General features: G+C 41.8%; 11 protein-coding genes, 1 pseudogene and 1 other annotated feature. Of the genes and pseudogenes, 5 read left to right on the top strand and 7 right to left on the bottom strand.

Annotation, left to right across the window (positions count from 1 at the left end; genetic code table 11):
• Positions 1-15: 15 nt before the first annotated feature.
• Positions 16-2,019, top strand: a complete 2,004-nt coding sequence (locus ACFVS1_RS01670) for a YhgE/Pip family protein (RefSeq protein ID WP_387544861.1) — start codon at positions 16-18, stop codon at positions 2,017-2,019.
• 288 nt (positions 2,020-2,307) lie between these two features.
• Here the strand turns inward: ACFVS1_RS01670 and ACFVS1_RS01665 are convergent, their stop codons facing one another.
• Positions 2,308-3,813 carry a DHA2 family efflux MFS transporter permease subunit gene (locus ACFVS1_RS01665; RefSeq protein WP_387544859.1) on the bottom strand — a complete coding sequence of 502 codons (1,506 nt, stop codon included), beginning with the start codon at positions 3,811-3,813 and terminating at the stop codon, positions 2,308-2,310.
• Positions 3,814-4,010: 197 nt separating this feature from the next.
• Between ACFVS1_RS01665 and ACFVS1_RS01660 the strand changes: the two genes are divergently transcribed.
• Complete coding sequence (locus ACFVS1_RS01660) at positions 4,011-4,910, top strand: TetR/AcrR family transcriptional regulator (protein WP_387544858.1); 900 nt, start codon at positions 4,011-4,013, stop codon at positions 4,908-4,910.
• Positions 4,911-5,044: 134 nt separating this feature from the next.
• Positions 5,045-6,712, top strand: coding sequence for a ribonuclease J (locus ACFVS1_RS01655; RefSeq protein ID WP_387549172.1), 1,668 nt, complete (start codon positions 5,045-5,047; stop codon positions 6,710-6,712).
• Positions 6,713-6,759: 47 nt separating this feature from the next.
• On the opposite strand, the gene ACFVS1_RS01650 is transcribed toward ACFVS1_RS01655, so the two are convergent.
• The 5 genes and pseudogenes from ACFVS1_RS01650 to ACFVS1_RS01630 all read right to left on the bottom strand — a co-directional run.
• Positions 6,760-8,097, bottom strand: coding sequence for an amino acid permease (locus tag ACFVS1_RS01650; protein WP_352927612.1), 1,338 nt, complete (start codon positions 8,095-8,097; stop codon positions 6,760-6,762).
• Positions 8,098-8,288: 191 nt separating this feature from the next.
• A complete protein-coding gene (locus ACFVS1_RS01645) occupies positions 8,289-8,921 on the bottom strand; it encodes a LysE family transporter (protein WP_387544857.1) in 633 nt (210 codons plus the stop codon).
• 139 nt (positions 8,922-9,060) lie between these two features.
• Positions 9,061-10,293 (bottom strand): MFS transporter, encoded by a 1,233-nt coding sequence (locus ACFVS1_RS01640; protein ID WP_387544855.1) that lies wholly within the window; start codon positions 10,291-10,293, stop codon positions 9,061-9,063.
• 428 nt (positions 10,294-10,721) lie between these two features.
• Positions 10,722-10,958 (bottom strand): hypothetical protein, encoded by a 237-nt coding sequence (locus ACFVS1_RS01635; RefSeq protein ID WP_387549170.1) that lies wholly within the window; start codon positions 10,956-10,958, stop codon positions 10,722-10,724.
• Positions 10,959-10,979: 21 nt separating this feature from the next.
• A pseudogene (locus ACFVS1_RS01630) lies at positions 10,980-11,213 on the bottom strand (aspartate--ammonia ligase); the annotation flags it as partial.
• 289 nt (positions 11,214-11,502) lie between these two features.
• On the opposite strand from ACFVS1_RS01630, the gene ACFVS1_RS01625 reads away from it, so the two are divergent.
• Together ACFVS1_RS01625 and ACFVS1_RS01620 are read left to right on the top strand one after the other, a co-directional pair.
• Positions 11,503-12,129: a LysE family transporter gene (locus ACFVS1_RS01625; protein ID WP_387544853.1), complete on the top strand. Its 627-nt coding sequence runs from the start codon at positions 11,503-11,505 to the stop codon at positions 12,127-12,129.
• A gap of 380 nt (positions 12,130-12,509) precedes the next feature.
• On the top strand, positions 12,510-12,728 hold the full coding sequence (locus tag ACFVS1_RS01620) for a hypothetical protein (RefSeq protein WP_387544852.1): 219 nt from the start codon (positions 12,510-12,512) through the stop codon (positions 12,726-12,728).
• On the opposite strand, the gene thrS is transcribed toward ACFVS1_RS01620, so the two are convergent.
• Positions 12,725-14,632, bottom strand: a complete 1,908-nt coding sequence (thrS, locus tag ACFVS1_RS01615; protein ID WP_387549168.1) for a threonine--tRNA ligase — start codon at positions 14,630-14,632, stop codon at positions 12,725-12,727. The genes ACFVS1_RS01620 and thrS overlap by 4 nt on opposite strands.
• A gap of 60 nt (positions 14,633-14,692) precedes the next feature.
• Positions 14,693-14,914: a binding site (T-box leader), on the bottom strand.
• Between the last annotated feature and the right edge of the window lie 146 nt (positions 14,915-15,060).

Raw genomic sequence — 15,060 nt, 5'->3', positions numbered from 1 at the left:
AGGCAGGCTCAAATAATGAAAGGTTTACAACTTGTATTTCAAGATATAAAAGCAATGTGGAAACATAAACACGGGAGAATCGCCTTGATTTTCCTTTTGGTCGTTCCATTGATTTACTCAGGTTTCTTCCTTGCAGGATATTGGAACCCTTACGGGAAGTTGGATCAGCTCCCTGTGGCAGTTGTCAATCTCGATAATGGTTCGGAAATGGACAATAAGCCAGTCGAGGCTGGAGATGATTTCGTTGAACAATTGAAAAAACAGAAAGAATTGGATTTTCACTTTGTCACGGCAAAGGAGGCAAAAACGGGCCTTAAGGAAGGTACCTATTATATGGTTGTCACGATTCCGGAAGATTTTTCGGAAAATGTCACGACTTTAATGGATGAAGAACCGGAAAGAGCTAAACTTTTGTATACTGTCAATCCAGGTAAGAATTTCGTTGCCTCACAGATCAGCTCTACTGCTGTTGAAAAAATGACGGCAAAGATCAACGCAAGCATTACAAAAGTCTATTCGGAAGGCATCCTTTCGAAATTCCAGGAGGTTTCTAAAGGCTTGGCGGATGCCGGGGATGGAGCGGAAACACTTCATCAAGGAACGGTGGATGCGAATAACGGCAGTGAGAAATTGAATGATGGCATCCAGGATTTGAATGATGGCGCCCAGAAGCTGCAAACAGGAAGCAACCAGCTCTTGGATGGACAAGAAGCCTTAGCGGATGGTGCCACAGGGTTATCATCAGGTTCCCAGAACTTATATTCCGGCATGAAGCAGCTATCAGATGGACATCACTCATTGGAAAATGGATTGAATGAAGTAAGTCAGGGTGTCGAGAACTGGTCAGCCGGAAATGCAAAATTGATGCAAGGGCAAGAACAGGCTGCCGATACAGCGAATACGCTAAAAAAACAATTGGATGCCTATATGAAAAGTCATCCCGATGCAATAAAGGATCAAGACTTCAAGCAAATCGTTGCCCTATCAGGAGGTTTATCCGAAGCAGCCACCACTTTACATGCCGGTCAAAAGCAATTGGGCGAAGGTGCTGCCAAAGTGGCTGATGGACAAGAAACCGTTCAAACCGGGATGAATGCTTTTGGTGATAAAATGGCACAAGCTACCTCAGGTGCTAAGCAATTAAACGAGGGTTCTGAAGAATTGGCGAATGGATTATTTAAATGGAAAAATGGTTTCTCCACTTTACATGCCGGAATCGAGTCACTAGCAGGCGGGAGCAGCCAGTTAGCCAGTGGATCCAAGGAACTTCAAGACGGACTGGCTTCACTGGAAAAGGGTTCAAGCAAATTATCCGCCAAGCTTAATGAAGCTGCCGATAAAACGGCCAGTCTTCAGTACGACGATTCAACCACTTCGATGTTCTCTGAACCTGTACAATTGGTCCAATCCAATTTATCTGAAGTACCTAACTACGGAACCGGAATTGCCCCTTATTTTCTGTCATTGGCCTTTTATGTAGGCGGCATCATGGCTTCCAATATCTTGCCGCTTGGCCGCAGGCAGAATCTTAAGGTTACAGGAACCGTTCATTTCACGAATAAATTAATGCTGGTATATGTAATCGGCTTGATACAGGCACTTCTAGTGGATGCAGTCGTCCTGCTTGGATTCCATTTACATGTAGCCAGTGTCCCTGTATTCATTCTATCAAGCATCATCGTTTCATTTACCTTCATGACGTTCATTCTTATGCTGGTGACCGTATTCGGAGTGGTGGGAAAATTCGCAGCCGTGACCCTTCTCGTTTTCCAATTGGCGACCTGCGGCGGAACATTCCCAGGCGAACTGGGCATGTCATTATTGACGAAAATCGGTCAATTTCTACCTATGGCCCACTCATTAAAGGAACTTCAAGAGGTCATCTCATTAGGCGGCTGGGAAAACTTGCAGGCGCAGATTTGGATCTTACTTGCCTATCTCGTTTCTGCAGCGATCATTGGCTGGATAGCCAGCCATATCCAGCATGCAAAAGTAACTTCAGAAGAAGTGACATCTTGAAGTAAAAAAAGCGCAGTGCAAATGGCACTGCGCTTTTTTGTAAACAGGTGAAATCACCGATTAAAACATTCTTGATTCGTAGGTCGAATTAAATCGGTGGTAGGTCGAATTAATCTTTGCGTGGGGCGAATTACTCCATCGTAGGTCGAATTAATTCTTGCGGGGGTCGAATTACTCCATCGTGGGTCGAATAATTCCGCTGTAAATCAAACTAAATGGCAGAAGTTATAAAAAAGGCCCCATGCTGCCTGAAAGATTCAGGTGGCATGGGGCCTTTTATTGTTTCATTTAAGCGGTTTGATCTTTTTTTACAGCTGGTTTTTCTTCAGCCGGCCAAGCACGCTTAATGAATAATGCCAGAATCAGCGCCACACCGGCAATGAAGGTAGATACAAAGAAGGAGAAGTTAATTCCATCCAGCATTGCCTGCATCCCGATTTGGGCTTTCATTTGGCCCATCATCTCAGCAGTGGGCTGGCTTGTTAATTTGCTCATCGCTTTCGTCATTAAATCTTCGGCCGTAGAAGCTGCACGGTTCGACATGACCGTAACGAGCAATGCCGTACCGATCGCACCGGAAATTTGGTTCAGTGTGTTATTCATGGCTGTACCGTGCGGGTTCATGCGGGCTGGCAGCGAGTTCAAACCATTTGTCATGATCGGCATCATGGACATTGACATCCCGAAGGAACGAACGGAAAACAGGATTACAATTTCTGTATACGTAGTTTCCATTGATAATTTACTTAGCAAATACGTAGTTACCACGGTGATAAGCAAACCGATTGAAGCAAGTATGCGGGCACCGAACTTATCGAAAAGCTTACCGGTAACCGGTGACATGAGGGCCATTAATAACGCACCTGGAAGCATCAGTAATCCAGAATCGAATGGTGAAATGCCACGTACTGTTTGTGTGTACATCGGAATTAAGATCATCCCCGAGAACATCGCCATGTTCAGTACGATTGAGATCGTTGCGGATAAAGCGAACATCGGGTGCTTGAAGATCTTGAACTCAAGCATTGGTGATTCCATTTTAAGCTGGCGTGTTATGAAAAGAATCAGGGAGATGACACCGACTACCAGTGTTCCGTATACCTCAAGGCTATCCCAACCCTTGCTGCCTGCCGAACTGAATCCGTAAAGCAAACCGCCAAAGCCTAGGCTTGAAAGGATGACCGATATTTTATCAATTGAGATATCGACTTTTTCCTTGTGGTCTTTGAGTTTAAAGAAGCCGAAAATAAGCACTAGTAAAGCTAGCGGAGTAATGAAATGGAATAGCATTCTCCAATCATAATGCTCGATGATCCAGCCTGAAAGCGTCGGCCCGATTGCAGGGGCAAACATCATGACCAAACCGAATAGTCCCATTGCCGAGCCCCGTTTTTCAACAGGGAAAGAAGTTAAAAGTACGTTCATTAATAATGGCATCATGATTGCCGAACCGGCAGCCTGAACCATACGTGCGCTCAATAATAGCGGGAATACATGCGCTACACCTGCCACGATCGTCCCGATTGAGAATAGGAGCATGGCTGTCAGGAACAGATTACGCACCGAATATTTTCTTATTAAAAAGGCAGTTGTCGGAATCATGATTCCGTTCACGAGCATATAGCCCGTTGTCAGCCATTGGACTGTGGAAGTCTCGATTCCCAGGTCTATTTGGATTGATGGCAGGGCAATATTTAAAAGGGTTGAATTCAGTATCGATATGAACGCACCGACCATCAGTATGATTAGAATGCCATACGAACCCTTTTTCTCATTTGTTTGTGCAGTACTCACTATTTATCTATTCCTCCATTCAAACTATTGGTTCATTTAATTATACGAGCGGTATATCCCAAACTCACAAAATCAATAATATACCCCTAGTTCATTTTTTGCAATAAAAATTTACTGGTTTAAATAAGGGTTTGTGCTGTGATGAAAAATAGAGTACGATTACATTTATACAAGCAGTATAATGAAAATAAGGTGATATGATGAACAACCGAAGGCAGAATGTCATCGATACGGCTCATAAGCTGTTTATTGACAAAGGCTACCAAGCGACGTCCATTCAGGACATTTTAGACGGCAGCGGTATATCAAAAGGTACATTTTATAATTATTTCCCTTCGAAGGGGGAATTATTTATAGCCATTTTCCGTTCCTTTTATACAAAGATTCGCCATGAACGGGAAAAACTGTTGATTGGTCAAGATTCAGCCGATATTGAAATTTTCATCCGGCAGCTCGAGCTGCAGATGATGGTGAACAAGCAAAGCAAATTGCTTATCCTGATCGAAGAAGTCCGTGTTTCCAACGATGAAGAATTAAAACAATTCATCAATAACACGCTATTGTTGAGCTTACGCTGGATGTATAATCGTTTTATCGATATATTCGGTGAAAGCAAAAAACCCTATCTTTTAGATAGCGTCATCATCTTTCATTCGATGATGACCCACATGAGTCATTTTAGCTATCGGGCCAATCCCGCCGGTACACCGGACATACAAATTATCCGCTATTGCATGAACCGCATTGTCCGCCTAGTCAATGAAGTGGCTGAAAGCGGGGAACAAATCATTGATCCGGAACTGATGGATACGTGGTTTCCAAACTTTACAAACCACCTTGATTCTTGCCATAATGATTTGCTTCAATCCACCACTGAATTGAAAAAAGCGATAAACAAAGCTTTGCCTTGCGATGAAAATCGAACAAGAGCCATTGAATTAATCGACTTTATCCACGATGAGCTGATGCAGTCCGACAAGCCGCGAAAATTTTTGATAGAAAGTTTGCTGCTCACTTTGAAGACTGGATATGCACCGCAGGTCCAAGCAAACATGGATACTTTTGAAGATAGCATCCATTCTTGCTTGAGCCGATGAATAGTTGGGATACACGCACCTACCGAAAACGGTAGGTTTTTTTGGCCTGATTTTAAGAAAAGAGTTGGTTTTATAAAAGGGACCTAAGGAAACACTATCCTTATCATCATAAAGGGAGGTCTATCTACTTGAGTATGAAAGAGAATGCTTTGTCCATACTGGCTCTTGGCGGAGTGAATGAAATCGGTAAAAACATGTATGTGGTTCAATATTCAAACGATATCATCATTATTGACTGTGGTGCCAAGTTTCCTGATGAAAGTTTATTAGGAGTCGATTTAATCATTCCTGATATTTCCTTTCTCCAAGAGAATAAAGAGAAGATCCGGGCTTTGATTGTGACTCATGGGCATGAAGATCATATTGGCGGTATCCCCTATTTCTTAAAAAAATTGAATGTACCCATTTATGCCACACGTTTAACACTTGGTTTGATTGAATTGAAATTAAAAGAACATAACCTTTTGGCTGATACGAAGTTAATCCAGATCGACTCGGATTCAAGGTTGGAATTCGGGGAGATGGTTCTCGACTTTTTCAAAACGAATCATAGTATACCCGATTGCCTTGGGGTCACCATGCGAACGCCAGAAGGCACGGTCGTTCATACAGGTGACTTTAAGTTTGACTTGACTCCCATGAATGATCAGTATCCCGATATTCATAAAATGGCCAAAATCGGAAGTGAAGGTGTTTTGGTTTTATTATCGGAAAGCACCAACGCTGAACGTCCAGGCTCCAGCCCCTCGGAGCATCTCGTTGGCAGCCATATCGAAGAGGCCTTCATGCAGGCAAAACAGAAAGTCATCCTTTCGACCTTCGCTTCAAATGTCAATCGCGTTCAACAAGTTGTGAACGCTGCACAGAAGACAAACCGGAAACTTGCCCTGATTGGACGAAGCATGGTGAACGTCGTAAACGTTGCCATTGAACGCGGCTACCTCGATGTTCCTGATGGGATGCTTATCCAACCACAAGAAGTCGATAGTTATGCTCCTGAAAGGGTCGCAGTTTTATGTACAGGAAGTCAAGGAGAGCCGTTTGCTGCCCTTTCCCGCCTTTCCAGTTCGAATTATCGGGATATGAGCATCTTACCTGATGATACAGTGATTCTTGCCTCCACTCCAATACCCGGAAATGAACGGGATGTTTCACGAATCATCGACAACCTGTTTCAACTGGGTGCCAAAGTCATTTACGGTTCTGGGAGTGTAACGGGCATGCATGTATCCGGACATGCTTATCAGGAAGAGTTAAAGCTCATGCTTACCCTGATGAAACCTAAGTATTTCATTCCCATTCACGGTGAATATCGGATGTTGCACCAGCATCGACTACTAGCTGAGTCTGTCGGGGTAGAGAAGGGCAATACTTTCATTATCAGTAATGGCGATGTGGTGGATATTGAAAACTCCGTTGCCCGTCAAACGAGAAAGGTGGCTGCCGGCAATACCTTTGTTGACGGTGTCGGCGTTGGTGATGTTGGAGAAATCGTTCTGCGGGACCGCAAGCAGCTTTCTGAAGATGGCATGCTCGTGATCGTCATAACACTAAGCAAGACGGAACGAAAAATAGTATCAGGACCCGATACCATTTCCCGTGGATTTGTATATGTTCAAAATTCAGAGGACCTCCTTAAACATGTGAATCGTCTTGTTACGAAAACGGTCAACGACTTACAAAGTGAAAAAATATACCGTTGGAACATCATCAAACAAACCATAAAGAAGGAATTGGGGCACTATCTCTTTACTCAAACTAAGAAAAAACCAATGATTCTTCCAATAATAATTGAGATTTAGAGCCAAATCGAAAGGAACTCGACTTCGTATAGTCGAGTTCCCTTTTTTCAATCAAGTTCCGATTTACTGGCTTTTGCGGCCATCGCCTTGTTCTTATTCCAAACCTTGAATTTCATGAAAACGGCGGCAAGACCGATGATCACGATGAATAAAAGGCTGATGAAAAAACCTGGACGTATCTCTTTTTCAAGCAGAGTGCCGCTGACCGCTGCTAAAATTAAAAGAAGTCCGAAAACGGCCGTAATCTTACTCCAAATCTTATTCTCCAAGATTTTGAATGAAGAAAGAATGATGAATGCCCAATTATACAAAAGTAATATTCCAGCAGATGTTGTAATGTATTCATAAATCTTGCCTGGCAGGAGCAAGGCAGTGATGATTGATCCTAATAGTCCTAAGGCTCCAAGACCCAGTGAAGGCAGTGGAAGGTCCTTGAATTTCTTGATCTTTTGCATGAATAATGAGGGTGCATTCCCGTCATTGGAGAGCGTTACCAATAGATTGGTTACACCAAATAGTGAAGCGGTCATCGTCGAGAAACCGGCAATGATGATTGCACCATTAAAAACGTGCGGGAAAAATGCCAGGTGATAACTGTCCAATGCCGAAACGAATGGACTTTCTTTTTCACTGAATGCACCTAACGAAATCATGGTTACGGCTAACCCCAATGAAACCACATATATGATGGTAAGAACCAAGAGCATGATCGTCCCTGCCTTTGGCGCATCTTCCTTCTTTTTAAGCTGCATCGCCATCAGGCCAATGACCTCAATGCCGCCAAACGCATAAAAGGCATAGATAAGTGATGCCCAAAACCCTTTTAGGCCTTTTGGGAACAATTCATTGAACTTATTCGGAAAGGATGGCGGTTTCCCTCCATCAAGACCAAACCAGCCGAAAACGGCACATATGGCTATAATGATAAACATTACGATTGCTGCTGTCTTAATTACCGCAAGGATGTTTTCCACCCTGTCGAACCCTTTTGTTCCCAGCAGTACCACCACGATTGAAACTATTGCAAAACCGGATGCAAATAGCCACAACGGTACTTTCGGGAACCAAAATTGAGATAATAGCGAAAGCGCAGTAAGCTGACTTCCCATGATCAATATATTGGAGGACCAATAATTCCAGCCACAGCTAAAGCCAGCCCATCGTCCAAATGCTTTATTGGCATAATAACAAAAAGAACCCTCTTGAGGATCGGCAGCTGTCATCTTGGCAAGCAGATTATAAACGATGTAGGTACCTAGTGCAGCCAATACAAATGAAAATACAATGGATGGCCCCGTCGTTTTAATCCCTATGGTCGATCCGAGGAAATACCCTGTCCCGATCGTACAGCCTACACCGACCAATGATAGCTGCCACCATTTCATATCGCCTTGTTGTTCACCTGATGCATTAGAATCTTGGACAGCCTTCCCTTTCGCTGAACTGCAATTGGCTTTTGTCGTCATGACATTACCCCTCCTTCCATCATTCATAGTGTTGATAATGCCACAATGAATTATGCAAGGAAGAAGTTTTCAAATACGCTACCTTATGTAATAAACTAAAGCATTCTGCTTTATGATATGATGGCAAAAATACCTTGATAAGCAAAATAAACCCCAAAACCTACCAATGAAAATCCAGAGATGATCGAAATGGCCATTAAGCTTTTTTCATTTAAGAACCTGCGAAATCCATTCGTTAATGCCGCTACAAAAAAATCCCAACAGGTAAGTCCAAGGAAGATCATCCCGCTATAAAGGAAAAGTTGTGATGTCCCATAACTTGAAGCTGTTTTAGCTAAAATAGATCCATATATCCCCAACCAAAATAAAATGGATAATGGACTGGTCACAGACATGAGGAACCCTGTCAAAAAACAGGAAAGTAAAGAATCTTTATTTCGATATTCATTTAATAATATCGTGTTAACCCGTAAAACACTTTCGACACCAGAATAAATAAGCACGAATCCCCCAAAAAGCCATAGAAAAATCTGGACAATCGGAATTTCTAAAAACCGTACCATACCTACATACACTAAAATCATGAACAAGGCATCTGCAATCATCGACCCTGCCCCAACGATCCAGGCATGCCAAAACCCGTTCTGGATTCCTTTATCGATACGAGCAGAGTTCACCGGACCGATCGGTGCTGCAAGGGTAAGTCCCAAGAAAAAGTAACTCAGCAGTAAATGTACACTCAAAAAGCATCACTCCTTCGAGCTAGTTCATGACTTGTACATTTTATGTGACAACCTTCTGCCTATAACCACATGCAAAAAAATTTTCCCGATTAGCCGTGGGAAAGCCCGGCTTTTTTTGGGGGATTTCTATAGAAACCTATTAGGCAGCAGCTTCTTTTTTGTCTGAACTAATGAATTTCATAACAATCAACACGATGCCTATACCAATGATCCCTGAAATGATATAGGTCAAATTGATATGATTTTTCATGACAAGGGACATGACCGGAGGGCCTGCCGCAACTCCGATGAACCTTGATGACATATAGAAGGAGGTAATTGTCCCCCGCTGTTCCTTTTTTATATTTTGAGTGATGATTGCGTCGAGTGTCGGCAATAACGCACCAATCGCTATGCCCACCAAACTCGTTACGAGTAATAAAAGGAAAACCTTGTTTTTTGTAAAACCGACAAATACAAGGCTGATTGAAAGGACAGCTATACTGATCATGATGATCTTTTTCATGATTGGTAATTCACCCTTGATTTTTTTCCCGGCAACATAAGAAGATACACAAAGGAAAAACAGCGGGATCGCTATCACTAAACCTTTTTTAACTCCATGCAAATCATGGTTTTTTTCCAGATTATCAGACAAAAAGAAAAGAACACCGAACAAAACCAACATGACAAATACACCAATCAGGAAAACTGTATATAACCATTTTCCTTCCTGCTTGAATATTTTTTTCGTATCATGCCAGAATTCTTTGAATTTCTTCGGCTCATCCCTCTCCTTTGGTACCTTTATAAAGAAAAAGACCAAGACAATAGATATTAAACTGAAGAATGAAATCGAGAAGAAAGGTAAAAACCAGATAAATGCAGCAAACAGGGAACCCAATATCGGACTCAGTACTTTCCCAAATGTATTCGAGGTTTCTATAATTCCTAAACACGAACTGGTTTTTTCATCATCATCTTTGTATAAATCCCCCACCAAAGGCAAAATGATGGGCGAGGCCCCAGACGCCCCAATCCCCTGCAATACCCTCCCCATGATGATCCATGTGTATGGATTTTCCATTTTCCATGAAGCATAACCTGCTATCAAGCCGCCGATAAGAGCTAGGATCAGGCTTGGCAGAATCACCATTTTCCGTCCAAATCGATCTGATAAATAACCCGCTATGGGAATTAAAAAAATGGATGCTACGGAATAGCTTGTTATCACCATGCTTGATTGGAATGAAGATATCCCCACCTTTTCCTCGAAAATGGGCAAAACCGGGATAAGCATTGAATTTCCAAGTGTCATTACCAATGGAATCGATGCCATACTGATCAGGCACCACACGCTTACATCTTTATTTTGCTTCTCATGACCCTCCATACCTACACTCCTCATCCATTATAAAAGCAACTTAAAAGGTAACCATTTTTGTTTGGCATCACTATTAGATGTCTCCAATTATTATGTTATAGCGCAGAAAGATTTATTCAGTAGCGCTTCACCCAAATTACCCCTTTTGACCGTTAAAACAAAAAACCCATTCTTTTTAAGAATGGGTTTCCCGCTTTCGTCTTTATAAAAGAATAATATTCCTCTTTTTACAGTCGTTTAATATTTGGTCATTCCATACCGAAACCTGAACCTCGCCAATATGTGCTTTCTTCAGCAAAAACATGCATGGTCTGGATTGCCCAATTCCTCCGCCTATTGAATACGGAAGCTTTCCTTCCAATACGGCCTTATGATAATCGAGCACCTACGATTTTCATTTTTGGATAATCTTAATTATTTTAACAGAGACTTTTCATCTACTCGAATTCCCATTGAAGAAACTTCAAAAGCACATTCCAAGAGTGGATTCCATAAAACGATATATCTCCATTTAGGTCCCAATCATCATAATCCGGAGAACGTCCATCATGCTTTTCCCCCGATTGTAACTCTCCGCCAATTTTCATGATGAACATCGCACATTCTCCCAGTCCCATTGATCCACAAATAACGAGTAAATGATCCAGTTTTTCATCACGTCTTATCGCATACATATTTGTGTAAATGCCTTCATCACACGCCAAATCATACCTAGAAAGAGTGATTCTTTTCACTTTGCCAAAGATTGAACCACTTCGATTTGTTTAAGCTTCAAAGGTAAGAATCCGCTCCACACCATTTAAATTGTCATTTATACCATTACCTTCATTTAAAATGAAAGGTGCTGATACTTTTATCAGGTTTAACGCATTTGAAATTCTCTCTTCAAAATGATTCTTAATCTCATTTATTGCAATATCTGTATGCATGATATCAAGAATTGTGTTGTATTTATTTGGCATCGATAATTCAGGCATAATTATCTTCCAATTCCGCTTTGAATAGCACATGCATTAAAATTGAGGCTTTCCATTTGACCAAATTACATTTATGAAGGAGTTTTCTGTGTTGTTACAAAAACATCATGTCATCCATAAGCAGCAAACCGGACAATGATTCACCATTTCACCTCAAAAAAAGGGTCAAAAATGTGGTACAAGTCCAATTGTCTGAATACATTCAAATAAGTGAGGATGTAACAAACGATGAGGTGATGAATTGGGTGTTTTTTTCAGCTATGTATTATTAGGCTTATCACTGGCGGCTCCGATCGGTCCCATAAATGCTGCTCAATTGGATAAAGGAATCAAGAAGGGTTTTTTGAATGCCTGGGTTTTTGGCTGGGGTGCCATTTTAGCGGATTTTGTATTTATAGCCCTCGTCTTTTTCGGTGTCGTCCACTTTTTGGACAACTCCTTCATGAAGACATTTTTATGGCTTTTTGGATTTTTCGTCCTGACCTATACCGGAATTGAAAGTCTGTTAAGTGCAGGTAAGATTGAAGTGAATACACGAAAAGCGAAAGATTCCCTTCTTTCTTCATTCCTGACAGGATTCATCATGTCCCTTTCGAATCCTTTATCCATTTTGTTTTGGCTGGGGATTTATGGATCCATTCTCGCAAACTCCGCTTCAAAATATGATATGGATCAATTACTTCTATACAGTTCAGGGATCCTTGTCGGCCTCATAACCTGGGACTTCGCAATGGCCATCATCGCCAGCACCTTCAGACGCTTTTTATCCAAACCCATTCTAATGGGCATCTCGATCATTTCAGGAATATCCCTTATAGGGATTGGCATTTACTTTGCCATCCAAGCAGCCAAGGTTTTATTTACATAAAGAGTTTAGGAAATATAAGAGTTTACTCGTAAATTCGTATAAGATATAAAAGGCTGCCCATATAAGTGTCCATCTTTCCATGTTGGACACTTATCCCTATTTGTTCATAGCCTGAAAGGGTAAACACAAAGGGAGAATTTCTTGAATGTATAATAATTACGGTTATTACTCTTATAATGTTCCATATTATTACGATAATTCCTATGCTAATTTGCCTTATTATGATGACAGACTGCCAGTACAAACACTGGTTCCAGAAGCCGCTATTCAGAGCCATTTGAACGCAGGCCGACAAGGTCATTGTTTCAGAGCATTTTAGGGTAACACCGAGCATACCTTTATTTTGATGGGCCTCAATACTGTCGGTGGCGGTGGACCGGATGGTAACTGTTTCAATCAGTTCATTCCTGGTGTTGGGTGGGTATGGATTTGTAGATAGAAAAAAGACAGCCGAGTTATTTCGGCTGTCTTTTTTATTCAAACCTAATCGGGAATGGGCATTTACTCGTGAATTGCGCATATTTACTCGTGTACGTGCATCTACTAATGAATTTCGCGCATTTACTCGTGAGTTCCGGATTAAGCTGCTTTCTTGTTAGATGCTGCGTTCTTTTATTTGCTGAACCATTTTCTTGATGAACGTTTCTATTGAGACATTTTCAACTTCATGTTGCCCGTATTTTCGGACATTTACTTGATTTTCTTTCTCTTCTTTATCTCCAAGAACCAGCATATAAGGGATTTTCCCCATCTGTGCTTCCCTGACTTTATACCCCAGCTTTTCATTCCGATTATCAATTTTCACTCTTATGCCTTGGTTCTTCAGTTCTTTTTGAACCTTTAAACAATAGTTCAAATGAACTTGTGAGACAGGGATGATCTGTATTTGCACCGGGGCAAGCCATACCGGAAAAGCACCGGCAAAGTGTTCTATCAGGATTCCGAAAAAACGATCGATCGATCCAAAAATGGCACGATGAATGACGACCGGACGAACTTTTTCATTATTTTCATCGATGTAAGTCAGATCGAATTTGTCAGGCATTTGAAAATCAAGTTGGATTGTTGCACATTGGTGGCTTCGTTTTAATGCATCTTTAATATGAAAATCAATTTTCGGTCCATAAAATGCCCCGTCCCCTTCATTTACTTGATAATCTATCCCGATGCCTCCCAGAACATTTTTCAAGGCTGATTCAGAAGCTTCCCAAAGGGAGCCATCACCCATAGAATCTTCTGGACGCGTCGAGAGCTCCACGGAATACTCAAATCCAAAAGTGCGATACACCTTATCGATCAGATAAAATACTTGTTTAATTTCACTTTCGATTTGATCATGCCGAACAAAGATGTGGGCATCATCCTGACAAAATGTACGGACACGCAGCATCCCGTTCAATGCACCGCTATATTCATGACGGTGGACTTGACCGAATTCGGCCATCCGGATGGGTAAATCCCTGTATGAATAAAGACTGTTTTTGAAAATAAGCATATGCCCCGGACAGTTCATTGGCTTCATCGCGAATCTTGTTTGGTCCACCTCAGTGAAGTACATATTCTCATGGTAATGATCCCAGTGACCCGATTGTTCCCATAACCGCTGGTTCATCATGAAAGGAGTCCGAACTTCGTCGTAATCAGCCTCAGTCTGAAGCTCCCTCGAGAACTTCTCCAATTCATTTCTGACGATTTGCCCTTTCGGTAAATAAAACGGCATTCCAGGTGCTTCCTCCGAAAACATGAATAACTCCAACTGCTTCCCTAATTTACGGTGATCGCGTTTGTCCGCTTCTTTCAGGAATTCAAAGTGTTCCTGTAGATCCTTTTTCTTTCGGAATGCCACGCCATACACCCTTTGAAGAACTTCATTTTGATTGTCTCCCCGCCAATAGGCACCAGATACGCGAGTCAATTTGAACGATTTTACAAATGATGTGGATGGAAGGTGCGGCCCTCTGCAAAGATCGACGAATTCCCCCTGTTGATAGAGCGTTAATTTTTCACCATTAGGGATGTTCTTTGCTATATCCAACTTGAATGACTCCCCTCTGCCCTCGAATAACTTCACAGCTTCTTCATAAGTCACTTCGACTCTTTTGATTTCCAGATTTTCACTTATGATATGTTCCATCTCTTTTTCAATGGCTTGTAGATCTTCTGAGCTCAAAGGATGGTCTAACTTAAAATCATAGTAAAAACCATCTTCTACGACTGGCCCCATTCCCAATTCCACATTTCGGTATAATCTTTTCACAGCCTGCGCCAAAACATGCGCTGCTGTATGTCGTAACACCTGTAATCCTTCATCCGAATCCAGAGTCAAGATCGACAATTCGGCATCCTCATTAAGCATGTGACTTAGATCAACCAGTTGTTTATCCAGTTTGCCTGCTACTGCCTTTTTCCTTAAACTTGAGCTGATGGACCCTGCCACACTTTCCACTGTCATCCCTTGCGGATATTCCTTTTGCTGCCCATCCGGGAATTGAACTTTAGTCATTTTTTCACCCATCACATAAACACCCCTTTTTTAGTAATAAAAAAACGCACTCATCCCTATATAAGGGACGAGTGCGTTTACCCGTGGTTCCACCCAATTTCCCATAAGCAAAAAACACTCATGGCTCTGGAGCTTGTAACGCAGCTTAGACGATATCCGTTACTCTTGTTCACCGATATAGCTCAAAGGCGGTAAATCAGTTTCCTAAGCCAGGAAGTTCGCACCTGCCCTTCCCTCTCTGCAGACCGTAAAAATGATTCATGTCCTTATCATGGCAATATTTTTATATATAAAAAAACGCACCCATCCCTATAAAAGGGACGAGTGCGTTTATACCCGTGGTTCCACCCAATTTCCCATAAGCAAAAAACACTCATGGCTCTGGAGCTTGTAACGCAGCTTAGACGATATCCGTTACTCTTGTTCAC

The organism is Peribacillus sp. NPDC058075, from assembly GCF_042885195.1.
In the GTDB taxonomy this organism is placed as follows: domain Bacteria; phylum Bacillota; class Bacilli; order Bacillales; family DSM-1321; genus Peribacillus.
The sequence above is the reverse complement of the archived record's forward strand: the minus strand, read 5'-3'. Positions and strand labels throughout refer to the sequence as shown.